Origin of the sequence: Acidobacterium capsulatum ATCC 51196, assembly GCF_000022565.1 — a bacterium.
Classification (GTDB): domain Bacteria; phylum Acidobacteriota; class Terriglobia; order Terriglobales; family Acidobacteriaceae; genus Acidobacterium; species Acidobacterium capsulatum.
In genome coordinates, this window is the sequence record NC_012483.1 from 2511117 (window position 1) to 2535583 (window position 24467).

At 60.7% G+C, this 24467-nt stretch carries 17 protein-coding genes; 9 read left to right on the forward strand and 8 right to left on the reverse strand.

The window, feature by feature from the left end:
- Positions 1–221 precede the first annotated feature (221 nt).
- The 4 genes from ACP_RS10250 to ACP_RS10265 all read left to right on the forward strand — a co-directional run bounded on the left by ACP_RS10250 (position 222) and on the right by ACP_RS10265 (position 4529).
- The gene (locus ACP_RS10250; RefSeq protein WP_148215120.1) at positions 222–476 is read left to right on the forward strand and encodes a hypothetical protein; all 255 of its coding nucleotides are present in this window, start codon (positions 222–224) and stop codon (positions 474–476) included.
- Between the two features lie 78 nt (positions 477–554).
- The gene (locus ACP_RS10255; RefSeq protein ID WP_015897250.1) at positions 555–3287 is read left to right on the forward strand and encodes a TonB-dependent receptor; all 2733 of its coding nucleotides are present in this window, start codon (positions 555–557) and stop codon (positions 3285–3287) included.
- A 219-nt stretch (positions 3288–3506) separates the two neighbouring features.
- Complete coding sequence (locus ACP_RS10260) at positions 3507–3728, forward strand: hypothetical protein (protein WP_015897251.1); 222 nt, start codon at positions 3507–3509, stop codon at positions 3726–3728.
- Between the two features lie 462 nt (positions 3729–4190).
- Entirely contained in the window at positions 4191–4529 is a 339-nt protein-coding gene (locus tag ACP_RS10265; RefSeq protein WP_015897252.1) for a response regulator, read from the forward strand.
- Between the two features lie 21 nt (positions 4530–4550).
- On the opposite strand, the gene tgt is transcribed toward ACP_RS10265, so the two are convergent.
- From tgt to ACP_RS10280, 3 genes are all read right to left on the reverse strand, one after another.
- The gene (tgt, locus tag ACP_RS10270; RefSeq protein ID WP_041840182.1) at positions 4551–5663 is read right to left on the reverse strand and encodes a tRNA guanosine(34) transglycosylase Tgt; all 1113 of its coding nucleotides are present in this window, start codon (positions 5661–5663) and stop codon (positions 4551–4553) included.
- A gap of 83 nt (positions 5664–5746) precedes the next feature.
- Positions 5747–9157, reverse strand: a complete 3411-nt coding sequence (locus tag ACP_RS10275; protein WP_015897254.1) for a TonB-dependent receptor — start codon at positions 9155–9157, stop codon at positions 5747–5749.
- 256 nt (positions 9158–9413) lie between these two features.
- Positions 9414–13283, reverse strand: a complete 3870-nt coding sequence (locus ACP_RS10280; RefSeq protein ID WP_148215121.1) for a TonB-dependent receptor — start codon at positions 13281–13283, stop codon at positions 9414–9416.
- 143 nt (positions 13284–13426) lie between these two features.
- Here ACP_RS10280 and obgE point away from each other — a divergent pair, with 143 nt between their 5' ends.
- Positions 13427–14458, forward strand: coding sequence for a GTPase ObgE (gene obgE / locus ACP_RS10285; protein WP_015897258.1), 1032 nt, complete (start codon positions 13427–13429; stop codon positions 14456–14458).
- Positions 14459–14613: 155 nt separating this feature from the next.
- Positions 14614–15885: an alanine racemase gene (locus ACP_RS10290; RefSeq protein WP_041839488.1), complete on the forward strand. Its 1272-nt coding sequence runs from the start codon at positions 14614–14616 to the stop codon at positions 15883–15885.
- 67 nt (positions 15886–15952) lie between these two features.
- Here ACP_RS10290 and ACP_RS10295 read toward each other — a convergent pair whose 3' ends face one another.
- Positions 15953–16450, reverse strand: a complete 498-nt coding sequence (locus tag ACP_RS10295; RefSeq protein WP_041840183.1) for a TspO/MBR family protein — start codon at positions 16448–16450, stop codon at positions 15953–15955.
- A gap of 96 nt (positions 16451–16546) precedes the next feature.
- On the opposite strand from ACP_RS10295, the gene thrS reads away from it, so the two are divergent.
- Genes thrS through ACP_RS10310 form a run of 3 tightly spaced genes read left to right on the forward strand, consistent with a single transcriptional unit; the run spans position 16547 to position 20756 of the window.
- Positions 16547–18592, forward strand: coding sequence for a threonine--tRNA ligase (gene thrS, locus ACP_RS10300; RefSeq protein WP_015897261.1), 2046 nt, complete (start codon positions 16547–16549; stop codon positions 18590–18592).
- Positions 18589–19773 (forward strand): ATP-binding protein, encoded by a 1185-nt coding sequence (locus tag ACP_RS10305; protein WP_015897262.1) that lies wholly within the window; start codon positions 18589–18591, stop codon positions 19771–19773. Before thrS ends, ACP_RS10305 begins: the two co-directional genes overlap by 4 nt.
- Entirely contained in the window at positions 19770–20756 is a 987-nt protein-coding gene (locus tag ACP_RS10310; RefSeq protein ID WP_041840184.1) for a ParA family protein, read from the forward strand. The genes ACP_RS10305 and ACP_RS10310 overlap by 4 nt, the downstream gene beginning before the upstream one ends.
- A gap of 507 nt (positions 20757–21263) precedes the next feature.
- Here ACP_RS10310 and ACP_RS10315 read toward each other — a convergent pair.
- From ACP_RS10315 to ACP_RS17400, 4 genes are all read right to left on the reverse strand, one after another.
- Positions 21264–21548: a zinc ribbon domain-containing protein gene (locus ACP_RS10315; RefSeq protein WP_015897264.1), complete on the reverse strand. Its 285-nt coding sequence runs from the start codon at positions 21546–21548 to the stop codon at positions 21264–21266.
- An 8-nt stretch (positions 21549–21556) separates the two neighbouring features.
- Complete coding sequence (locus ACP_RS10320) at positions 21557–21937, reverse strand: DUF2752 domain-containing protein (protein WP_041839489.1); 381 nt, start codon at positions 21935–21937, stop codon at positions 21557–21559.
- A 116-nt stretch (positions 21938–22053) separates the two neighbouring features.
- Complete coding sequence (locus tag ACP_RS18470; protein WP_015897266.1) at positions 22054–23670, reverse strand: YXWGXW repeat-containing protein; 1617 nt, start codon at positions 23668–23670, stop codon at positions 22054–22056.
- Between the two features lie 60 nt (positions 23671–23730).
- The gene (locus tag ACP_RS17400) at positions 23731–24399 is read right to left on the reverse strand and encodes a c-type cytochrome (RefSeq protein ID WP_015897267.1); all 669 of its coding nucleotides are present in this window, start codon (positions 24397–24399) and stop codon (positions 23731–23733) included.
- Positions 24400–24467: the final 68 nt, after the last annotated feature.

Below are 24467 nucleotides of genomic sequence, written 5' to 3' on the forward strand. Positions count from 1 at the left end.
GCATGCACCGCACGTTGGCATTTGAAGCGGAATAATCCCGGCCTCCGCACACTTCTGCTCCATTCAACTTCGCGCTCTTTTCGCCTTGGCGGTAGATTTCCCGCAAGCCCGCGCTGTGCTCTTTCTGGGTCCGCATTCTTGACTCGACAACCGAACACCAGCATCATCAAACTAGCCCTATGAAGATCTCCCTTCGATCGCTGAAAGTCTTCGCGTGCCTGATGACTCTGGTACTCGTGTCTTTCATGACGGTCGAGGTGGCGCACAATCATCCGGCCAATGACGTCTCGGGTGCCCGCTGCCAGATATGCGCCATGGCGCATATCGCGGTCGAAAACCATCCCTCCATCTTCACTGAGCGCATCCTGCATGTCATCGCAGCCGTCTCAGCCGGTGAGCCGTTGCCCGGCTCCCGCATGGTGGTCTTCACCGGATTCATCCGGCCCCCGCCTGCATCCTCCAGCTCACTCGCATAAGTACTCTTCGCACTCTGCCGCTTCATCTTGCGGCGGACGTGCCCCCGTACCTCAAGCGAACGAATGCCTGGAGGCATAATGTCTTTCTCCACTCTTGCGAGGAAGGTGCTGATCCTTTCTCTGCTGTGCTTTCCCTTTTTTCTCGCGGCCAACGCATGGGCGCAGGACACCGCTACGCTCAACGGCACCGTCACTGACAACACCGGCGCCGTCATTCCCGGCGCAAAGATTTCAGTTCATAACGCTGTGAGCGGCCTCGCGCGCAGCGCCGTCACCGACGACAGCGGCAACTTCATCTTTCACAACCTTCCCTACGGCAACTACACCGTCACGGTGCTGTCGAAGGGGTTTGCCACCTCAAAGCAGACCATTGGCCTCACGTCCGCCGTGCCGGTAAATCTCAATATCGGATTGAAGATCGGCGCCGCCGCCCAGACCGTGACCGTGCAGGGCGCCGCTCCGCTCACCACGGACACCAGCCTGCGCACCTCCATGGACCGCCACGCCTTCAGCAAGATTCCGCTCGAGAATCCAAGCTCCGCGCTCAGTTCACTCGTCACCATGATGGCGCCCGGCGTTGCGGCAGATTCCAACGGAATGATGCATGGCCTCGGCGACCACGCGTCGAACTCCTATTCAATTGATGGGCAGCCCGTCACCGATCAGCAGAGCAAAATCTTCTCCAACCAGTTGCCCGAGCAGGCCGTGCAATCCATTCAGGTCATCTCTGGCGCGCCACCGGCCCAATATGGAGACAAGACCAGCCTCGTCATCATCGTTCACACTCGCTCCGGCGAAGGCGTGACCACTCCGACCGGCAGCATCACCAGTTCCTACGGATCTTTCGGCACAGCCGTTGGTGGATTCAACATCGGTTATGGCGGCAAGGACTGGGGCAACTTCCTCCTCGTCAACGGCCAGAACAGCGGGCGATTCCTCGACACTCCCGAGCATGCCGTGATGCATGACAAGGGGAACGAAGAGAGTGCCTATGATCGCATCGACTATCAGTTCGACCCCAAAGACTCGATGCACCTCGACCTTGAGTACAGCCGCTCCTGGTTTCAGACCCCTAATACCTACGACAACCTCAACGTCCAGAACGTTGTCAGCGGCGGCTCAACCGCTGATCCAGTCTTCGCAAACGCCGGCAATGCCGATCAGCGCAGCAAGATCGGCACATTCAACATAGCTCCTACCTGGACCCGGATCCTCAGCAGCAATGCCATTCTCAATCTCGGCGTCTATGTGCGCCGCGACGGCTTCAACTACTATCCCAGCAACAATCCGCTCGCTGATCTTGGCCCCGCCGACCTGCAACAGCAGTCCGTCGCCCAGCAGCGCTCGCTGCTCAACGCCGGAGTGCATAGCGACCTCACCTGGACACACGGAGTTCACACGGTAAAAATCGGAGGGGACTACAACCAGACCTTCCTCAACGAGGATTTCCAGCTCGGCATCGTGAACAATCTCTTCAACGCTCCGTGCGTTGATGCCGGCGGCAACCCGGTGTACGGCTACTCCTCGCCTGCGAACTGCCCCGGCGATGACTCCGCCAATCCCAATTACGATTCCGCACTCGCGCCTTACGATCTGACCCGCGGCGGCACTCCCTATCACTTCAACGGACACACCGATGTGAAGCTGCTGGGCGTCTACGCCGAGGATGAGATCAAGACCGGCAACTGGTTCTTCAACATCGGCCTGCGCGGCGACGTCTACAACGGCCTCAGCGATGCCAGCCAGGCCGAGCCCCGCATCAGCATGGCTTACACCATCAAGCAGACTGGCACCGTGCTGCGTGCCTCGTATGCGCGCACGCTGGAAACGCCATTCAATGAGAACCTCGTGCTCTCCAGCGAAGGCTGCGCCAATCCTGTGCTTAATCCGCTGCTGGCCTGCGCCTCCGGCTTCGCCACACCGCTCGCGCCAGGCTATCGCAACGAGTTCCACGCCGGACTCGAGCAGCACTTTGGCAAACACATTGACTTCAGCGCTGACTACATCTGGAAGTACACGCACAATGCGTATGACTTCAGCGTACTCGGCAACACGCCCATCACCTTTCCTATCGAATGGCATAACTCCAAAATCCCCGGCTTCGCAGGCCGCATTGACGTTGTCAACTTCCGTCACCTGCTCGCCTACACCGTCTTCTCATCCGTCGCCGCGCGCTACTTCCCGCCACAGGTCGGCGGCGCGGGAGCCACCGTCGGCCAGACCGGCCTTCCCTTCCGCATCGACCACGATGAGCGCTTCAATCAGTCCACCCACATTCAGTACGCATTGCCCTTCAAGACTGCGCCCTGGATCGGCTTCAACTGGCGCTATGACAGCGGTCTCGTTGCCGGAGCGGTGCCCTGCTACAACCCACTCTCACACGATCCCAATTCCGCCTGCGCCAGCACATCAACCATACTCAATGGCAAACCCGCCATTGACCTCAGCAGCCTCACCGCCGATCAGGAGTTTGAAGCCGGACTCATCTGCAATGGCGTCAAGGCGACGCCGGGCCATCCGCTGCCCGCCGTCTGCCCAGCCAATGAGCTCACCTCTTCGCTCGTGAAGATTCCCGCGCCCGGCACGGGCGACAATGACCGCAATCCGCCGCGCATTCAGCCGCGCAGCGTGTTTGATCTTTCACTCGGGGATGACGATCTTTTTGTTCGCGGCAACACTCGATGGAGCGTGCAACTGACCGGCGTCAACATTGCCAATAAGTATGCTCTCTACAACTTCCTATCCACATTCAGCGGCACTCACTATCTCACGCCGCGCTCACTGACGGCTCAAATAGGCTTTCACTTCTAATTTGCACTCATGCCAATGGCCCCGGAGATCCCTATCCGGGGCCTTTTTTTGCCGTTTTACTGATGATTTACTCACTCGTATCCTGATCGGAAATAGCCCAGCCACACCCGTTATACAGGGTAAAAGCAAGCTCGCCCCACTTCTTCAGCACACTGTGGTTACATACCTCTGCAACCTGTTTACGGGACTTATAAAGTCAAATGCGCTAGACTTGTCGCTGTGAATACTCATACCTTGGTCTCTGAACTCGACAAGCAGATAGCTCGCCTTCGTGAAGCACGTGACCTGCTCGCCGGCACCGTATCCACCCGCCGTCGCGGCCGTCCGTCAACCAAATCGGCCCCCACGCGCAAAAAGCGGACGCTCAGCCCGGAAGCTCGCGCAAAGATGGCTGCCGCGCAGAAGCGCCGGTGGGCTGCTTACCGCAAGAGCAAGCAGTAGCTTCCATGCTCGCGCAGGGCGCGCAAGCTACCCTTCCTGTCTCTTTGTTACTCTTTTGACGCGCACGCCGTGCCGGTGAGAGTTTTGCATTTTTGCGCAAACTCCTCACCGTCATGCCGCACCACATCAAGCTGCTCTCCCGGGACAGACTGCTGCGGCCTCTCGTTATGGCATCACCTATCTCGCACAATCCCGGTCTCAGGCATCCGGAGAAAACTCAAAAACATCCCACAAACGTGACAGGTAATTTCTCCCTTTTTTCCAGCTACTTTTTACTTGCCTTGGGAACGAATTACTTCCATCTCGTTGATTCTGCTAAAAATGCGTGCTTTTACCGTGTTTCTCGCGCCTGAGTGACAAACCTTCCTGTTTGAGCGTACGTCCCACTTATCGATGTGGTTGTGAACGCAAAACAGCCTGCATCACGCAACTGCGTGTGAGCGGGCGGAAGGGCCACGTAACATGGAAAGACAAATTGTTTTGATTGTGGAAGCGGAACGGCCGGATGGTGTTTCTGCCCGCAAATTGATTCTCGAGAGCCTGCAGCATCACGTCATGATTGCCTACACGGCAAAAGAAGCCTTGGAGATGCTGCGGCGCGTGCAGATCGACGTGATTCTTATTCACACCTCACTGTATGGCACAGACTGCCTGCAGCTCGCAGAAGATGTGCGCAGGCACAACCCGCGGATCACGATTCTGGCACTGAGCCCGGGCGGCGTGCAAAGTTGCGGCTCGGTCACCACGCTCGACAGCCTGCGCCCTGACCAGTTGGTGCGGTACTTCACCGGCCTTAGCTAGCCGAAGAGTCCGCGGCTGCGTTTATTGTGCAGCCGCAGCTCGGCTCATCTCCTCGCGCACCTCGCGCATCGTGTTCAAATAAAACGCCAGGTTGTGAATCGAATTCAGAACCGCCGAGAGCGGCTCCTGGGCCGCCATCAAATGCCGCAGATACGCACGCGTGTATCGCCGGCAGACCATGCATCCACAATGCACATCCGGCGGATTCTGATCTTCCGCATACTGGCGGTTTTTGATGTTCATGCGGCCTTCTGAGGTAAACAGCAGGCCGTGCCGCGCCGCGCGCGTGGGCAGCACGCAATCCATCATGTCCACGCCCATGCGCGCGTACTCGGCAATTTCATCGGGGTATCCCACGCCCATCACATAGCGCGGCTTGTCTTTGGGCAGCAGCGGCAGGGTCGCTTCGATCACTTCGCGTGTACGCTCGCGCGGCTCGCCCACGCTCAACCCGCCAATGGCATAGCCGGGAAAATCCATCTCCACCAGCCGCTCGGCGGACTCGCGCCGCAGGTCGAGGTACATGCCGCCCTGCACAATGCCGAACAGATTCGGCGTCTGGCCGGCAAAGCGCTCGTCCCACGGCCGCTCGTATTTGTGCGCGTCAAAGTGGCGTTTGCTGCGCTCAGCCCAGCGCAGCGTCAGATCGAGTGACGAACGCGCGCGCGCATACTCGGCCGGATACTCCGTACACTCATCAAACGCCATCGCAATGTCTGAGCCCAGGGCAATCTGCACATCCATCGAGTGCTCGGGCGAAAAGAAGTGCCGCCCACCGTCCAGGTGCGACCGGAACTCCACGCCATTTTCGGTCACCTTGCGCAGCTCGCTCAGGCTGAAGACCTGAAAGCCGCCGGAGTCCGTCAAAATCGCACGCTCCCAGCTCATGAAGCGATGCAGCCCGCCCAGCCTCCGGATCGCCTCATGACCCGGCCGCAGATACAGATGATAGGTATTGCCCAGAATAATCTGCGCTTCCAGCTCTTCCAGAATGTGCTGCGGCACAGCCTTGACCGTAGCGACCGTGCCCACCGGCATAAAAACCGGCGTCTCCACTGCGGCATGTGGCAGTTGCATCGTCGCGCGGCGGCCGCCCGCTTCTGTCGTGTGATGAATGTTGAAAGTCAGAGACACTTTGTCGATTGTAATGCTCTCAGGACTTCTGCAAATAAAAGCGGCGGCCACCCGGGCCGCCGCCATAGCTACCTGCGTAGAAGTTAGAACGTGAGTTGCACCGCCAGTTGCAGTTGGCGCGGCGTATACGCAAAGCCGGAGCTATTGGTATTGGTTACCTGCCCATACTGCGGCGTATAGCTACCGTTCTTGTTGATTGCGTTAAAGCACAACTGGTTTGCCCCGCACGTCGCGGAAGAAGACGAGCCGAAGTTATAAGCCGTCGTGTTGATGCCGGTCACGTTCTGGTGATTGAAGAGGTTGAAAGCTTCAGCGATGAATTGAAAGTTCGCCTTGCCCTTGATCGGGAACTCCTTCGTCATGCGCAGATCCACGACCGCCGTGCGCGGCTGCTTCGCATAGTTTCGATCCAGCCCGGGCGCGCGGCCCGCACCCGCCGAGCCCGTGGGGCCCGAGCCGATGTAGCTGAGCGTCTTGCCGTTCAGTTGCACATAGGGATTGCCGTTTGTGCCGGCGGAGTATGGCAGCCCGTTCTGCACCTGCACGTCAGGGGCAATCTCATACCCGTTCGTCAGGTAGCCGAGGAGCCCATGTGTCTGCCACGGGCTGGTGAAGACGCCATTCACCACCAGCCGGTTCGGCACATTTTGATTGGAGTTGCCGTAGTCAAGCCGCAGGTTCGCGGGATCAAACAACGCATTCGTGCTCGTGCCCGATGTGTTGTTTTCTCCATAATCGAGCGCGTGCGACCAGGTATAGCTTGCATTGAACTGGATGTGGTTGGAGAGCTGATGCTCATACTGCGCAACCAGTCCCTCATAGTTGGAGTTCACGCCGCTGAAGATATCCGTCTCCGCGCCATAATATGGATTCGGACGTCCGCTGCTCGTGGCCGTCACTCCGTTCGAGAGCTGTACCTTGCTCGTCGCCGCCTTCACGTAGAAGTCAACCGGCAGCACCTTGCCGTTTGGCAGCGGTCCCTGACCCGTCGGATCATTGACCATGTAATTCACCTGCACTGGAGCGGGCAGGTTCTGGTCCACAAAGTCCGGCAGCCTGCGTCCCCATGCACCCAGCCATGTCAGGCTCAGCACATCGTGACGGCCAAACTGCTGCTGCACGGTGAGGTCGGCCTGCTCAATCTCAGGCATGCGGAAGTGCGGGTCAAAATAGATCACGTTCGGCGGCGAGCCTGCGGTTCCCGCGCTCGTCACCACTTCCGGAAACACCGGCGCTCCGGCCGTCGTGGGGTTGTAGCTGAACTGCAACTGCGCCAGCGGATTTCCGTTTGGATCAGTCGTCAGCACGCCCGTCTGCGCAATCGCGTTGTAGATGGTCGAGTTAACCAGCCGCGCGAAGAACAGCCCGTAACCGCCGCGCACGACCGTTTTGCCATTGCCGAAGACGTCATACGCAAAGCCCACGCGCGGCCCGACGTTCGTCTTGTCTTTCGGCAGCACGCCGGTCTGCGGAATGTTGTACGCCGGATTCGCATTGTTTGTATTTGGCAACTGCGGATCGGGCGTCTGCTCATACTCCCAGCGAATGCCCATCGTCAGGCTCAGCTTCGGGCTCACCTTCCACTCATCCTGAACGAAGGTCGCATAATCGACCGTGCTGAAGCCGAATCCCTGCGAACCAAATCCCTGCGAGTAGGTGGAGTAGTTTCTCGCCTTCGCTGCCAACGCGCCGCCCTGCGCAGCCAGATAGTAGTCAGTGAAGTAGTTGTAGAGCTGCGTGTAGGAGAAGCTGCCGTACTGGTTATAAAGATTCTCGCTCAGGTCGTGCGTATGCACCATCTGATAGCCGAACTTGAAGTCGTGATTGCCGCGCGTCCACTCCACCGTGTCATTGAACTGCCACGTGCGCTCGTCAGGATAGGCGGGCCGCTCCAGAAAAGCAGGCGTGCCAAACTCAAAGCCGCCATTGCCCGGCGTGATGTAGACCTCCGGCGGAATCCCTCCAAACGGATTCGTATATCCCGCCGCGTTCTTGATCAGCGTGTTTTGCTCATAACTGGTCGGCTGCTGGCTGAACTCAAACTCAAAGTCGCGGCCATACTGGTAGAGCGCCTGGTTGCTCACGTTTGGCGTAATAAAAGTATCGAGCCGCGCAATGCCCCAGTTATCGCGTACGTAGTCATTGCCGTAGCTGCGCTTGCCGTAGTTCAGCGCACCCGCGCCGGTCTGAATGCCCGCGGGGGAGTGCCAGTTCAGGCGGTTGTACTCAAATGACGCGTGGTTCTTCTTGTTGATCTGCCAGTCCAGCTTCGGGAAGTAGATCATCTGCGACCCAAAGCGCGGAGCCACGCCGAGCATGGTGTTCAGTCCGGCAATGCCGTTGTTGTAGTCCGCCACTGCCTGCGTGTAGCTGGTCGGCAAGCCGGCATTGGTCAGGTTATTGGCCAGCGAGCACACATCGGCATCGATGGTGCTGTAGCTCTTCACCGCCGATGCGGAGCAGCCATTCGAGACCGTCGCGTCGGGCTGCGAATAGAAGAAGGTGTTGCCCGGCGTCGAAACACCTGGGAAGTCATGATAGAAGCGATCCACCGCCAGGAAGAAGAACAGCCGGTCTTTGAGAATCGGACCTCCCACGCCAAAGCCATACTGCCGGCGCAGATCGGTCGGTTTGTAGGGCTCGGTCGTGAAGCCGGTTCCGCTCGGCACCGTCAGCTTGGTGTAATCGTTATAGGCATTCCAGATGCTGTCGCGGTCAAAGTAATAGACCTGGCCGTGAAAGTGATTCGTGCCGCTCTTTGACACCGCATTCACCACGCCGCCGGCTGAGAAGCCATACTCCACCGAGTAGTTGGAGGTGTTGACCTGAAACTCCTGAATCGCCGCCTTCGCCGTTGAATAGCCCGCACGCGTGCGCCCGCGTTCTTCTGAGAAGAACGCCTGGTTGTCATCCGCGCCGTCGAACTCCACATTGTTCAAAAGCGTGCTCTGGCCGCGAAAGCTCAGCAGCCCATAGCCGTTGGAGTCATTGACCACGCCCGGCGTCAGCAGCGCATACGATGACCAGCGGTAGTTGTTCACGGGCAGATGCGTCAGTTGGTAATTGTTGATGACTCCTGAAAACGTGGGCGTGCTCGTGTTCACCAAGGGAGCCGCACCCGAAACCGTCACCGTCTGCGCCGCCGTACCCGGCTGCAGATGCGCCTGCACGCTCGTCATGACGCCGACATTCACGGTGAGGTTTTTCGACTGGCTGTTCTGAAATCCGGAGGCCGCAATCGTCACCGTATAGGTGCCCGGCTGCAGATGCACCACGCGGAAATATCCCGAGCCGTCTGTCACCGCATGCTGATCCGCGTTTGTACCGTTGTTATGCACCGTCACTTGCGCGCCCGGAATCACCGCGCCGGAGCTGTCCGTCACCGTTCCGCCGATTGCGCCGTCCACTGCCGTCTGTGCGCCGGCAAAGGTTACCATCATGGTTGCAAATAGAAACAGGGCCGCCAAAGCGCCCCAGCGTATGCCTCTCCTCATAAAGACCTCCAGTTAAGCCGTCCCCCGAATTGCGCACTCACCCGTTGTCTCCGTGGTTTCTATGCGGATCATCCGGACACTTCTGCCCGGGAAAAATCCTGTGCGCATAAGACAGGTTGCGTTGATAACAGTTTGCCTTGCCTTGTTTAAAAGAAGGTAAACAGGTTACGGATGGCCCATGCAGCCGGGCACCCGGCTGCGCAGGCGTCGATTTGCCGCCCCTCCCGCGAGAGAGAAATCACCCCTTGCCTGCCGATCAGAAAATCAAGCGCAGCACCAGCTCAATTTGACGGTCCCGGTAGGTGGAGTTGTTGTTCCTCGTCGTCACCACACCGAACTGCGAGTGCCCGTTCGTTCCGCTCAGATACGTCAGCTTTCCGGCGCCGGTGCTCGACTTTTCGCCGCTCACGACATAGCCGACCGTTTCCAGATGAGTGACGTTGCTGTGATTCATAAAGTTGGAGACGTCCGCACCAAACTCGAGCGCCTTTCGCCCCCCAATGCCGGTACGCTTCTCAAAGCGCAGGTTGCCATCAAAGGCCGCCGGATACCGGTATGTATTCCGCCCAACCCCCGGCAGCCAGCTTGCGCCGCCTGCGCCATTCAGGCTTGCTCCCAGTGACTCCACCGGCACCGGCACGCCCGTGATCACGCCGGCTGGCGCGCTCAGCACGCAATCGTTGCCGGCCTCAAGCCACCCTTGATAGGAGCACGCAAAGCTCGGCACCGCTCCCACCGTCCGCATCGTATAGGGCCGCCCTGACCGGTAGCCGCCCGTCACATCGAGCGTATAGCCGCCCAGCAGACTCTCCGCCCAGCCGGAGGCATGCCATGGCTCATGTAACACCAGCCCTCCGGTGAGGCGGTCGCGAATGTCAGAGTTCGACGTGCCCCAGTCCAGCGCCAGGTTCGACGGGTCCTCGACCATCCAGCGACCGTTGTAGGCCGTCGCATAGGGGCTGTCATCGAGCGCATGCGCGTTGCGATAGTCCAGGGTCAGCAGCATTCCATGCGGCAGACGGCTGCGTAACGACACGCCCGCAGCCTGGTAGCGCGAATGAGCCGTGCTCTGCATCGCAGCCATTTGATTGAAGTTTGCATTCAGCCGCTTATAGAAGAACTTCGACTCATAGGTGCCCGTCAGCGGCCCCATGCGTGCCGGGTCATTCACGGTGTACGCAATCTTGCCCACCGCATTCAGATCGATGTTTTCGTCCACCACCTGCGGCAGATCGCTCCCAAAGCTGCCCCAGTAGCTCAGCGTGAGCGTGGTGTTGCGCCCCAGGGACTGCTCCACCGAGAACTGGGCCTGCAGGGCTCTCGCATGCTGAAAGCCTGTCGCAAAATATGTCACGTTCGGCGCTATCTGCAGGTCAGGATGCGCGCTGAAGACCACCGGAAACTGCGGCGCGCCCGTATCGAGCGGCTTGAAGATGTAGTTGCGCTCCGCACTGGCCGTGCCCGTCTGCGAGATTGCATTCAATACAGTTACATTTGAAATGCGCCCATAAAATACGCCGACGCCTCCCCGCACCACGGTCTGCGCGCCCGGCCTGCGCCCGCGCCATGGCAGCGCCCATGCAAAGCCCACGCGCGGGCTCACATTTCCGCCAGAAGGCAATGAAGCTGTCTCAGGAATCGCCGGATTCACCAGCGCCGCATTTGGATTGGGCAGGTGCTCATAGTCATAACGCGCTCCCGCCGAGAGCGTCAGCCCGGCCCGCAGCTTGAGCGTGTCCGTCGCAAAGCCCGCATAGTCGGCCGTATCAAAGCGGAAAGTATTCGGCCCCACCGTCTGCTCATAGCGTGACCAGCACGGCAGATTGCCTGTGCCGGTGGTCGAGGCATCGCAATGGTTCGGCGAAAGCAGATCGGCCACGAACGCCTCGCGCGTGCTGTAGCTGTATCCGCCCGCGCCATAGTTCAGGCCGCTGATGTCATCCCTCGCATAATCGAGCGCATAGCCCACGCTCATTTGATTGCGTCCGCGCACCCACGTCAGGGTGTCGGCCGCCTCCTGCCGAAACTCGTCGGGATAAGCCACCTTATCCAGATAGGACGGCGTGCCAAATCGAAATCCCCCGCTGCCGCTCGCCACGCTGATCTGCGGCGTCATGCCCAGCGGATTCTTCGCCAGCGCCTGCTCAAAGCCGCTCGGCGCCACCGGCATCTCGCTCTCCACGTCATGCGCGACCGTGTAGCGCAGTTCGTTCAGCAGGTTCGGTGTGACAAAGGTGTTCCATTTGCCGGAGACGGAATCGAGCGCCAGCGTCCGCGTGCCATAGCTTCCCGTGCCCCACGTCTCGGTCGGCGCGGACCACACGCCATCGTGCGCCGTGAGCCGGATAAAATCGTAACCCACTGAGATACGATTGCGATCATTCAGCTTCCAGTCCAGACGCGGAAACGCGATGACCTGCCGCGTCGAGCGCGCCACACTGCCCAGCAGGCCATCCAGTTGCCCCATGGTCTGCGTGTAGAGCGCCGCAGCCTGCCCGGTATCGAGCGCCGCGCTCATGCTGCCCTGCAGCCGTGCCTGCAGCGTCTGTAACTGCGACGATGTCAGCGGAGCAAAGAACTTGCTCGGCTCGCTCACCACCGCCATGCCGGGATTGTTCCGCTCGAGCCCGTCCACCGCGACAAACCAGTGCCCGCGCCCATTTGCGCCCAGCGGGCCGCCCAGCTCCAGCGCGGCCTGCAACCTGCGGTCAGCCGGCTTGTACGGTGTCGTGACAAATGCGCCCGCCGCCGTCTGCGTGGTGAGTGTGGTGCCGGCGTTCTCCGCACCCCACGCGGCGTCGCGGTCCTCGATAAAGCTCTGCCCATGCACGCGGTCTACCGGATGATCGGATCGCACCTCGAAGCTGTCCGTGCTGTCGCTTCGCGAGCGCCTGGATACCTCGATCGCGTCCTCTCCGGCGGGTTCGAATGCAGAGACGTCATCTTCTCCGGTGGAATGCGCGGCCCGATTCGGATCACCATCTGTGGCGACATCGCTATTTGTAACTGCTGCACGGCGAATATCGCTCTGATCTTGCTCTCCGCGTTCCGGAGCTTGAGGCGCAAAGGCCTCGGCCAGTTCTAAGGTGTTGGCGGATGTTTTCGCGGGCGCGCTCCGTGTTGCGGTTGACTCATGATCATCCGCTGCCGTCGCTTCTGCGGTCGAGTCCTCCACAGTCATGTGCTCATTCAATGGCGGCACCGGTGGCACATCCAGCGAATCAGACTCCGCTGCCTGCGTGGCGCCATGATTTGCGTGCGGATTTGCGTGCGCGATCGCGTCTGATTGTTCCCGCATGCGAACGGCACCGGGAAAGCCACCGCCCGGCTGACTCGCTGACTCGCTAACCCGCTTGCCCGCTGGCCTGCTGGCGGGCTGACTTGCTGGCTCGCTGACTTGCTGCCGTCCCGGCTCAAATGCAGCCCAGTCCGTCGTACCTGCCGGGACTACGGGCTTCTCCGCAATGGTTGCTTCCACAAGACCCTGCGGCGTCGTCACCGAGACACGCGCATGCACGGTTTGCGCATTCCGCAACCGCGTATAGATTTGCAGCGGGCTCGCCGCGGCAGGCGCATGTGCCACCCGCGCGAGAGCCGGAGCAGCTTCCGGCTCTTGCAGCGCAAGCGGCTCCGCGAGCGCTGGTTCCCGCACATGCAAACTTCTTTGGCCGCCCTGCCTTTGCAACATACTCAGTGTCAACGCTGACTCGCTGACTCGCTGGCTGGCGGACTTGCTCCCCTGCGGGCCTGCTGCCGGACGCGGTTGCTTCTTCGCAAGCAGGCTCTCGAGCCTCGGGCTCAGTTCGCGCTGCTGCCCGGCGCTCACTTCCACATCGGGCAGCGTCCATGCGGCAAAGCCGGGTGCCTCGACCGCTACCTTATAGGCTCCGGGAGCGAGTTGCGGCAGCAGAAAATTTCCATTGGGGTCGGTGCCCAGGTCATAGGTGGTTCCAGAGCCGAGCGCCTCAATCATCAGCCGCGCGTGCTCCACTGGAGCGCCATCGCCATCGAGAATGCGGCCGGCCATCGAGCCGCCATTGCCCCACTGGGCCGCGCACACAGCCGCCGCGCACATCCACAACCATGCGCACGCAACCCCCACGCGAAGACTGCTCCAGCGGTACACAGCTCTGCCCCGGCCTTGCAAGGCCTGTTTGCGAAGCGCCCCCGCGCCTCTTTGGGCGTTTGCCGCGCTTGCGCCTCATTTTCATCTCAATCCAGGGGAATCGTGTTTTGAGCCTAGCGAATTGGCTACACTGAAAGAAGCAAATGTTTATCGACGAAGCGAAAATCCGGGTCAAGGCCGGTGACGGTGGTAATGGCTGCATGGCCTTCCGCCGCGAAAAGTTTGTTCCGCGTGGCGGACCCTCCGGTGGTGATGGCGGCCGCGGCGGCGACATTGTCATGGAGTCGACGCAGCGCCACAACACGCTGCTCTACTTCCGCTACAACCCCGAGCACAAGGCCGAGCGCGGCGAGCACGGCATGGGCTCCAACTGCACGGGCCGTGACGGCAAAGATATCATTCTCAAGGTCCCCGTCGGCACGGTCGTTTACAACGCCGAGAGCGGCGAGCTGCTTCACGACTTCCAGCAGCCCGATGAGCGGCTCATCGTCGCCCATGGCGGACGCGGCGGTCGCGGCAACCAGCACTTTGCCACCAGCACCCATCAGGCTCCGCGTGAGCATGAGATGGGCTACCCCGGCGAAGAGTTCACGCTGCGCCTCGAGCTCAAGGTGCTCGCCGACATTGGCATCGTCGGCTATCCCAACGTGGGCAAGTCCACGCTCATCTCTCGCATCTCCGCGGCGAAGCCGAAGATTGCCGACTACCCCTTCACCACGCTGGAGCCCAACCTCGGCGTGGTGACCGTCGGCGAAATGCCGCATGAAGAAACCTTCGTGGTCGCCGACATTCCCGGCCTCATCGAGGGCGCGCATGAGGGCGCGGGCCTCGGTGACCGCTTTCTGCGCCACGTCGAGCGCACGCACCTGCTCGTGCATCTGGTGGATGTCTCTGACGCCAGCGGACGCCCCGATCCCGTGGCCGACTACAAGACCATCGCCGCCGAGCTGGCCAACTTTGGCGGAGAGCTCGAAGACAAGCCGGTGATCGTGGTCGCCTCCAAGATCGACTCCGTGAATCCGGACAAGCTCAAGAAGCTGGCCGCAATGGCCAAACGCCGCAAGCTGCCCTTCTATGAAATCTCCGCCGTGACCGGCCAGGGCGTGCAGCAGCTCAAGTACGCCATGGCGGAGCGCGTGCGCGAGCTCCGCAAGCAGACTCAGATCGAACTGTAGTTACCTAAACCATTCCGGCCATCCCGCGTCCGCTTCTATCGGGCGCGGGATGTGCTCCTGCTCTTGGAAGTGCGCCGTTCCTTGAATGGTTCTCGACGCCCGGCGTTCATAAGATCCGCCCCTCGGAAGCGCTCCGCATAGTGAACAATAGAAACGTGTCATCCCCGTTCACACGCCCGGTCTGGGCAGAGATCTCTCGTGCGCGCCTGCTGCACAACTTCAGCATGCTGCAGCAGCTTGCCTCGCCCGATATTCGCCTTGCTGCCGTCGTCAAGGCCAACGCCTACGGCCACGGCGCAACGCTTTGCGCCCCGTGGCTTGCGGCTGCCGGAGCCGAATGGCTCGGCGTGACCTCGGTTGAAGAAGGCGTCGCCGTGCGCGCCGTCTGCGCCACGCAGCGCATTCTCGTCATGTCAGGACTGTGGCAGGGTGAGGCCGAGGCCGTTCTGGAGCACTGCCTCACGCCCGTCGTCTGGGAGCCCTTTCATCTCGACCTGCTCGCCCGCGCTGCCCGTCAGGCCAAGCTGCCGCCGCAGGCTCTGCCCGTGCATCTGGAGATCGACACCGGCATGTCCCGCCAGGGTGCTGCGCACGGCGGTCTTTTGGAGGAATTGCTGCGAAGGCTGCGCGAAGAGCCAGATTCCCCGCTGCTGATCGAGGGCGTACTGACGCACTTTCACTCGCCCGACGAACTGGACTCGCCCGTCACGGCCGCGCAGATTGCCGCATTTGCCACCGCAGTGGATACAATTGCCGCCGCCGGGCTTGCACCGGCTCTGCTGCATGCGGGCAACTCCACCAGCCTGCTGACCGGCCACGGACTTGACGCCCTGCGCGCTCTCGCCGCGCGACATCATGCGCAGCTCATGCTGCGCCCCGGACTGGCGCTCTACGGCTACACGCCCCAGGCCGGCGGCAGCGTCTCTGAACGCGAGGAGCAGAGCCCGCGTCTGAAGGCTGAAGGGTACGGGCTTCAGCCCGCACATTCGCATAGCTTGAGAGGAGGGGCTTCCGCCCTGGAGGGGTTCCAACCGGTCCTCAGCCTCAAGAGCCGCATCGTCTCGCTGCGCACCATCGCTGCCGGGGCCACGGCCGGATACAACGGCACCTTCCGCGCCGCCCGGTCCACGCGGCTTGCGCTGCTGCCCATCGGTTACGCGGACGGACTCTCGCGGCTGCTCTCGGGCCGCGGGCATGTGCTGGTGCGCGGCCACCGCGCGCCCATTGCCGGGCGCATCTCCATGGACCAGACCATCCTCGATGTCTCCGGCATTCCCGAAGCCGCCATTGGCGATGAAGCGGTCCTGCTGGGCGAGCAAGGCAACGACCGCATCACCGCGGAAGACCTCGCCGCGCTCTGCCAGACCATCCCGTGGGAGATTCTGACGAGCATTGCCGCCCGCGTGCCGCGCGTGGCTGTCGATTAGCGAAACAGCAGCTTCTCGTTTCCGGGTGCCCCCTATCTCGAAGAGATGTGGGTGATACGGCCGGTTCCTACGGCAGCACGAAGCCCGGATTCAGTTGCCAGACGCCCCAGTTGAGATAGGCCGCGAAGCTGATCCAAAGCAGATAGGGGATCATCAGCGCGCCCGCCCACTTGCGCACGTGCCAGAAGTGCACGGTCACGATGAGCACCATCAGCCATAGCGCCAGAATGTCGATCAGGCCGCCGAGCAGATGGCCGCCGCCAAAAAACAGGTAGCTCCACAGCAGGTTGAGGCCGAGTTGCACCCAGAACCGGAAGACGGAGCGTGTTCTCAGATAGCTCGCCGGTGACTCCCACACGAGCCAGACAGCTACGGCCATGAGTGTGTAGAGCAGCGTCCAGACCGGCCCAAAGACCCAGTTGGGCGGAGTATGCGCGGGCTTGGCCAGGGACCCGTACCAGGTGGCCACGGCGTGCGTCGTCGGCACGGTGCCCAGCGCGGCCACCGCATAGCAGACCAGCAGCCACACGGCCAGTGCTCCCAGGCGCGGGCTTCTCTTCGTCAACTCCTCTGGCACGGAACCACCTCCTTCAACCTCTACTGTCGCATCCGCCCAAGCCTCGGGGCGACGGTTCGCAGTATCCTTATATGTACGCTCATCATGGAAAAGCAAATTCAAGTCACTCTTCCCGACGGTACCGTCAAAACCTTCCCGGCCGGCACCACACCATTCCAGGTGGCCGAGAGCATTTCTCCGCGCCTGGCGCAGGCTGCGGTGGTTGCGCGCATTCAAACGACACAGCCCGCCGCTGCCACGGTCACGGCAGGCTCTGAGGCCGACAGCAAGACGGCGAGCGAAGCCGCCATGTACTCGGCCGCCGATCCCGGCGCGCCGCGCCTCGTCGATCTTTCCACGCCGCTCGAAGAAGACGTGCAGCTCGCGCTGCTGACGGAGAAGGACCCGGAAGCGCTCAAGGTGCTGCGCCACTCGGCCGCCCACCTGATGGCGACCGCCGTGCTCGAGCTCTTCCCGGAGACCAAGCTCGGCCACGGGCCCGCCACCGATGCCGGCTTCTTCTATGACTTTTATCGGCCGACGCCCTTCACGCCTGAGGATCTGAAGCTCATTGAAGGCCGCATGGCCGAGATTGCGCAGCGCAATGACAAGTTTGTGCGCGAGTTCATTCCCCGCGAAGAGGGGCTGGCGGAGTTCAAGGCCGGGGACGACTTCATGAAGGTCCACTTCATCGAGCGCTTCACGCAGCCCGGCGAAGCCATCTCGCTGTATCGCAACGGCAACTTTGTCGATTTCTGCCGTGGACCGCACGTGCCCTCGACCAATCGCATCAAGGCCTTCAAGGTCACCAACCTGGCGGGCGCGTACTGGCTGGGCGATGAGAAGAATCCGCAACTGCAGCGCCTGTATGGCACGGCCTTCTTCTCAAAGAAAGACCTCGACGAGCACTTTGCGCGCCTGGAGGAGATTGCCAAGCGCGATCACCGCGTGCTCGGCAAGCAGCTCGACCTCTTCTCCATTCAGGAGATTGCCGGAGCGGGCCTGATCTTCTGGCATCCGAAGGGAGCCATGATCCGCAAGATCATGGAGGACTGGATGCGCGAAGAGTGTATCCGTCGCGGTTACGATCTTGTTTACACCCCGCACGTGATGCGCGTGCAGCTCTGGAAGACCAGCGGCCATGAGGGCTTCTACTCGCAGAACATGTTCACGCCCATGGAGCTGGACGACGCCGAGTACCGGCTGAAACCGATGAACTGCCCGGGGCACATTCTGATCTACAAGTCGCAGCCCCGCAGTTACCGCGACCTGCCCGTGCGCTACGCCGAGCTGGGCAACGTCTACCGCTATGAGCGCTCCGGCACCATGCACGGCCTGCTGCGCGTGCGCGGCTTCACGCAGGACGATGCGCACATCTTCTGCACGCCTGAGCAGATTGAAGATGAAGTGGTCGCCTGTATCGATTTTGCACAGTCGGTGCTGACCACTTTCGGCTTCATGGATTTTCAGGTGGAGCTTTCCACCTGGGACCCCAACGACCGCAAGAACTATGCCGGCTCGGACGACAAGTGGAACCTCGCCATCTCGTCGCTCGAGAGCGCGTTGACGCGCAAGGGCATCGCCTACAAGACCATCGCGGGCGAGGCAGCCTTCTATGGGCCGAAGATCGACATCAAGCTGGTCGATGTGCTCGGGCGTCTCTGGCAGCTCTCAACGGTGCAGTTTGACTTTAACCTGCCGGCCCGCTTTGAGCTCGAGTACGTGGGCGAAGACGGCGAGCGCCATCAGCCTGTGATGGTGCACCGCGCGCTCTACGGCTCAGTGGAGCGCTTCTTCGGCGTGCTCATTGAGCACTACGCCGGGGCCTTCCCGCTGTGGCTCGCGCCGGTGCAGATTGGCCTCGTGCCCATCAGCGAGCGGCACCTGGCATACGCGGAAAAGGTGCAGCAGCAGTTAGAAGCCGCCGGCTTCCGTGTGGAACTCGACCGCCGCAACGAGAAGATGAACGCCAAGATTCGCGACTTCACCCTGCAGAAGTTCCCCTACGTGCTGATCATGGGCGACAAGGAAGCGGAAGCCGGGGCCGTCAGCGTTCGCACACGCGGCAAGGGCGACCAGGGCAGCCTGCCGCTGGACGAGTTCATCGGCCGGGCGACGACGCTGATCGACACGAAGTCGGGGGACTTGTGATCGATCAGGATAAAGTGCTCGAGTTATGCCGCGATCTGGAATCTGATCATGTCGAACGAACCACTACGACAAGGGATACGGACAAGTTTGCTAAGGCCGTGACAGCCTTTAGCAACGACCTTCCCGGTCATGGTTTTTCCGGCTATCTTCTCGTAGGCGTCAAAGATGACGGCGCCCTGAGTGGCCTGACAGTGACTGACGAATTGCTGCGAACCTTGGGGTCACTACGTGACGATGGAAACATTCTTCCAGCGCCGGCGATAAATGTCGCAAAATTTTCATTTCCCGAGGGAGATGTTGCGGTTGTGGAGGTCATCCCATCGGACCTGCCACCCGTTAGATACAAAGGACAGGTCTGGATCCGCACTGGGCCACGAAAGGGCGTTGCCAACGAGCAGGAGGAGAGAATTCTCACCGAACGCCGCATCGCGCATGCTCGCACTTTCGATGCGCAACCGGCGCGGGATTCCTCTATTGAAGATCTTTCGATTGATTTATTCCGCTCAAATTACCTCACCCAGGCAGTGGCCCGCGAGATCATCCAGGAAAACCACCGAAGCATAGAGCATCAACTTGCATCGCTGCGCTTCTACGATCAAAAGAGGATGTGCCCCACAAATGCTGGAATCCTGCTTTTCGGAAAGAATCCGCTACAGCACTTGCCGGGTGCCTACATTCAGTTTCTTCGTGTGCAAGGCACGACGCTGAATGACGAGATATTGACCGAGCGTTCGATCTCGGGCGACCTCCTCACTGTTCTCAGAGAGCTGGACCTCCTGATCAAGATTTATCTGGACCAGAAGCCTTTTTCAATCTCTCCGCTTCGCGAAGAGATGATTGTGAGCTATCCAGAGGTAGCGCTCCGCGAGTTCCTCATGAATGCGGTTTTGCATAGATCCTATGAATCGACGGCGCCCATTCGCTTTTATTGGTTTGAAGACCACATAGAGATTCAAAATCCGGGCGGCCTCTATGGCGAAGCAACTCGCGAGAACTTTCCCCAACAGAACAGCTATCGGAACCCCATCATCGCCGAAGCCATGAAAACCCTCGGATTCGTGAATCGATTCGGCAGAGGTGTAATTCGCGCCAAGGATGTGCTGGCGAAGAATGGCAACCGTGAACCGGATTTCACATTTGATCCAAACTACGTAGGCGTAACGGTATGGGCAAAACCATGATCACGATCGCGTTTTTCAATAACAAGGGCGGCGTGGGCAAGACGTCCCTTGTTTACCACCTGTCGTGGATGTTTGCCGGACGTGGCAAACGATTGATCTCTGTTGATCTTGACCCACAAGCAAATCTCACCAGCATGTTCCTCGATGAGGACCGCCTGGAGGAATTGTGGCCTGACGGCAGGCACCCTCTGACCATAGACGGCGTGATTGAACCCATCCGGCGCGGGAAGGGTGATTTGGCGGAGCCACACGTCGAAACAATCCTCCCGAACCTTGGATTGCTGGCTGGCGATCTCTCTCTGTCGACCTTTGAAGATAAGCTCTCTGCTGCTTGGCCTCTCTGCCACAACCGCGAAGAGGCTGCCTTCAGAACAATGACGGCCTTCTATCGTGCGATTCGTCAGGCAGGTGACAAGGCGGACGCAGAAATAGCTTTGATTGATGTTGGACCCAATCTAGGGGCGATCAATCGAGCCGCTCTCATTGCGTCGGATTACGTCGTTGTCCCTTTGGGTTCTGACCTCTTTTCGCTGCAAGGATTGCGGAATCTCGGGCCACGGTTACATGACTGGAGAAAGACATGGCAGGAATTGAGGACGAAGAATCCAGACCCCGAGCTTCTGCTTCCATCTGGCAACATGCGTCCAGTCGGATACGTCAGCATGCAGCACGCGACTCGGGCGGATCGGCCGGTACAGGCGTACCGCCGCTGGATGGACAAGATTCCAGCCGAATACCGGAGATCTGTTCTGGCTGAGCCTGCCGATGGGGATGTTTCAGTAGAGCGTGACCAGCACTGTCTAGCGATGCTGAAGCACTATCGCAGCTTGATGCCGATGGCGATGGAGGCCCACAAGCCGATTTTCTTGCTGAAGCCGGCAGACGGCGCGATCGGAGCACATGTCTACGCAGTTCGTGATTGTTACACCGACTTTGATAATCTTTCCCGAAAAATCCAACAAGCTGTCGGAATCGAAAGCTAGCAGAGTTTGCTAGAAATCCGATGAGAGTCTAAGACTCAGGCTTTATGGCCGATTCTCCGTGAAGACACCGAGCCTCTCCGGCACTCATCATGCCGGAAATATCCCCCATTCCAGCTACTATAAATACAGGGTCTTTTTCCTATCGCTTTCTCCGGAAAAACGTGAATCCGGAATCACATTTTGGCCTGCCTGTAAAACAATGAAATAGCAGGAGTTACGGAGGTAAGGCCTCTTTCTGGGATCTCCGGGAAAAAACAGGGACAAAAGTGAATCTGAATTCACATTTCTCGCAAGCGATTGCAAAACAAGACCTTAGGATCCGTTTTCCCGCGAATTTCCGCAATAAACGTGAATCCCTATTCACATTAATCACAAATCACTCAAAATAAAAGGCTTATCTGCCGTGCTCACCGGAAAAGCGTCTAAACGTGAACCCGCATTCACATTTTCTTTAATCTTCGGCTGCAACCGGCCTGTATTCAGCAAGTTACGCACTGCCTTCGGAACCTACCCCTGCCGCGCGCCACAATGCGGGCAGAACTGGGCTGCTCCCTCGTAGTACTTTCCGCAGGTGGCGCAGAGGCGCGGGCCCGTGCTCACCGGCCCGGGCACTCCCGGCGGCAGCACAAGCACCACAGGATTGCGCAGGATCAGGTACAGCGGAAAGAAGACGATGCAGAAGAGCAGCGTGCCGAGCGCCCACAGGAAGGCGTTCATGCCACGCTTCTGCGCATCAGTGTAGACGAAGATGGCGATCACGATGACAATCGCAAACCCAAAGGCAAAGGACATCCCAGACCTCACACAAGATTGTTGAGCAGAAACATCGCCAGCAGGCAGACGGCCAGCGCGCGGTGCACGACAGGCTTTGAAAACCAGTCAAAGCGCCTGCGCCGCCAGGCCGTTGCCACGGCCACAGGGTACACCCCGTAAATGACGAATGCCATAAACGGCGATGCGGGATTGAGGGCGGGACGGTGCCCATGCAGCATGGCGGCGAAGTCTCGCGTCATGCCGCAGAACGGGCATTTCAGACCGAAGAGGGTTTTGAGGCCGCAGTGCAGGCCGAGGCCGAGGACCCATTCCGGACGGAAGCACAGGAGCGCCGTCGCGAGCACCAAAAGGCAAAGCATGACGGTGTGCAGCCGGGCAGCCCGCGGGATGGCGGAGCGTATTTGCATGAGCCTCTTCACCATAGAACAACGGAAGCGGCCCGGACCAGCAGGAAGGAGCCGGGCCAGCCGGGTGCGAGCCTGGAGCTTCTCAGTGGGCTCTCGGGTCCTTTATCTCGGACCTTTTATCTGGGCGGCCCGTGCTGCGGGTGGTTGTCAGGATGTTGCGGCTGCGCGTGCTGCGGCGGGCGGGCTTGCGGCCTTGGCTGGGGGTGCGATTCGGGCCGCTGCTGGGGCTGAGGTCTGTTTTGGGGCCTCGCCTGGAACTGCTGGTGCTGGGGCTGGGGATGCTGCTCCTGCTGCGGGCGAGCCTGGGGCCTCGATTGCGGCTGCGGGTGAGGGTAAGACTGCGGGCGGCTCTGCGCGGGGTGAGTCTGCGGGACGCGGTTCACTCCGGGCCGGACGGCTTGTTGCGGAGGCTGCCGGTAGTTACCTCGATTTTCATTCTGGATGGGCCGCGGGGACTGTGGATACTGTGGAGACTGCGGCCGGTTGGGCTGCCGCTGCTGCTGAGGACGGGCAGGCTCGGTGTGCTGCTGCGGTTGCCCGTGCTGCGGCACGGCACGGAACTGCTGTGGAGAGGTGTGCGCCTGCGGGACGCGACTTGGCTCGCGGCCCGGTTGCCCGTGGTTCTGCGGCTGCTGCTGTCCGCGCTGGGCGGAGGGATTTGGCCCGGCGTGACGGAAGCTCGGCAGCACGTGCATATTGGCCGGAGGCGGCGCCGGAGCCTTACGCCCGCCGTTGAAGGCGCGGTGCTCCACGATGGTGGCGGGGCGGCCATGATTGAAGCGGGTGTACTGGTTGCGGTTGTTGCGCGCCGCCTCGATGAACTGCCGTTGCGCGGGCAAGGGACCGTAATGGCTCTCGCGGCGGGCGGCCAACTCCTCAGGCGTGGGGCGGAAGTTCAACCCTCCGCGGCCGCCGTTGTAGGCGATGCGGGTCTGGTTATAGTGATTTTCCACGCGGTAGTTGTAGTAGTTGCGCACGACGGTGATGTTCACGTTGGTGACGGAGCGGTTGTAGTAGAAATTCTGCTGACGCCAGTAGCCGCCCTCGTAGCCGTTGCCCCAGTAGCCGTGGCCGTAATTGATGCCGCCGTAGAAGCCCACGTGCGGCCCCCAATAGCCGTGATGCCACTCGTAGCGATTGAGCGCGAAGATCCAGTAGCCGGGGGTCCAGAGCGCGCCATAGTAAGGCGCAAGCACCCAGGCGCCGGGTACCCAGTAGTAGCCATACGGGCCCCAGGCCCAGTAGCCGGGCGTCCAGATGTAGTTGTCGCCGGGGCAGGCGGGCTGGGTGTACTCGGGCAGTTGGGGCGGCGGCTCGGAGGCATAGACGGGCTGCTCATCGACCGGGGCGTATTGCTGGCCGGAGTCATCCTGTTGCGGTGCATAGTCCTGGCTGGCGTATTGCGGGGAGTCATAGCTGGCCGCACTCACCGGCGCGGCCGCCTGGGCGGAGGATTGAGCCTCGTCGGCCGGAGGCGCGGGAGGGCTGGCCACCGTTTGCGCCGTGGATGCCGATGTGTCGGCCGGGGGGGCCGGCGGATTGGCGGATGTGCCGGTCTGAGACTGCGAAGTATTGCCGGCATAGGCCAGATTGGCTGCCGCGGGATCGCCCGACGCTGGCTGTTGCTGGGCTGCCGCGGCCGTGGCCGCGTTTTTGTGGCAGCCCGCCATCAGCAGGGTGAACGGCAATGCAGCCGCTAAGGTAAGAGCAGGAAAGACCCGGGGCACGCGCATAATCTTCTCCGGCCAAATTGGATGCCGAAGGAGAACGGGGCGCGCGGCCCGGGCCAGGGTTTATTTTGCGGGCGAGCCACTGGATGATGCAGTGGGCGAGCCGGATCCGCCGGAGGGCGTGGAGTTCATCTGCATGGAAGCCGGCTGAGGAGCGATGGGGCTCATGGGCATCTTCTGCCAGGCTGCCTGGACGTCGGGCGGCAGGTGGTCCATGTTCTGCATGAAGTTCACGACCGACCAGATGTCGTCGTCGGACATGCTGTACTTCCACGCGGGCATGCCGGTAAAGCGGATGCCGTGCTTGATGATGTAGTAGCCAAAGTCGTCGGGGCCCTTGTGGCCGTGATGGCCGCCGTGATGTTCGCCGTGGCCTTCCTGGTTGACATGCACAAACTGGGGCGCGCCGGGATAAACGCCGTTGCGCAGCTCACTGGGCGCGTAATTTGCCCCGCCGTGGCAGACGGCGCAGTTGGCCTGATAGAGGGCCGCGCCGTGCATCAGCGTCTGGTCATTGACGGCAACCGTGTCGGGAACATGCGGCACATGATGGCCGAGCCATCCATGCATGCTGACGTGAGCAGCCCAGGTTTCGAGGGCGCCGGGCTGCGCATCGGCGGTCATGGGAAGGCCGCCGAGCGAGACAAAGAGATAGAAGCCCAGTCCTGCGAGAACCTCCAACAGAATTACCCACAATACGCCACGCCAGAATCCTGCTCTTCCGTTTGCCATCAGCCATCCTTTTTACGAGTCGATTGAGCGTCTGTTTTTCTACGCGTTCGGATTCTACGCCGGTCACA

Coding starts and splice junctions, on each gene's coding strand:
- ACP_RS18470 (WP_015897266.1), bottom strand. CDS start 23,670: ATGCGCGTGCCCCGGGTCTTTCCTGCTCTTACCTTAGCGGCTGCATTG.
- obgE (WP_015897258.1), top strand. CDS start 13,427: ATGTTTATCGACGAAGCGAAAATCCGGGTCAAGGCCGGTGACGGTGGT.
- thrS (WP_015897261.1), top strand. CDS start 16,547: ATGGAAAAGCAAATTCAAGTCACTCTTCCCGACGGTACCGTCAAAACC.
- ACP_RS17400 (WP_015897267.1), bottom strand. CDS start 24,399: ATGGCAAACGGAAGAGCAGGATTCTGGCGTGGCGTATTGTGGGTAATT.
- ACP_RS10320 (WP_041839489.1), bottom strand. CDS start 21,937: ATGCAAATACGCTCCGCCATCCCGCGGGCTGCCCGGCTGCACACCGTC.
- ACP_RS10275 (WP_015897254.1), bottom strand. CDS start 9,157: ATGAGGAGAGGCATACGCTGGGGCGCTTTGGCGGCCCTGTTTCTATTT.
- ACP_RS10255 (WP_015897250.1), top strand. CDS start 555: ATGTCTTTCTCCACTCTTGCGAGGAAGGTGCTGATCCTTTCTCTGCTG.
- ACP_RS10265 (WP_015897252.1), top strand. CDS start 4,191: ATGGAAAGACAAATTGTTTTGATTGTGGAAGCGGAACGGCCGGATGGT.
- ACP_RS10250 (WP_148215120.1), top strand. CDS start 222: ATGACTCTGGTACTCGTGTCTTTCATGACGGTCGAGGTGGCGCACAAT.
- ACP_RS10310 (WP_041840184.1), top strand. CDS start 19,770: ATGATCACGATCGCGTTTTTCAATAACAAGGGCGGCGTGGGCAAGACG.
- ACP_RS10315 (WP_015897264.1), bottom strand. CDS start 21,548: ATGTCCTTTGCCTTTGGGTTTGCGATTGTCATCGTGATCGCCATCTTC.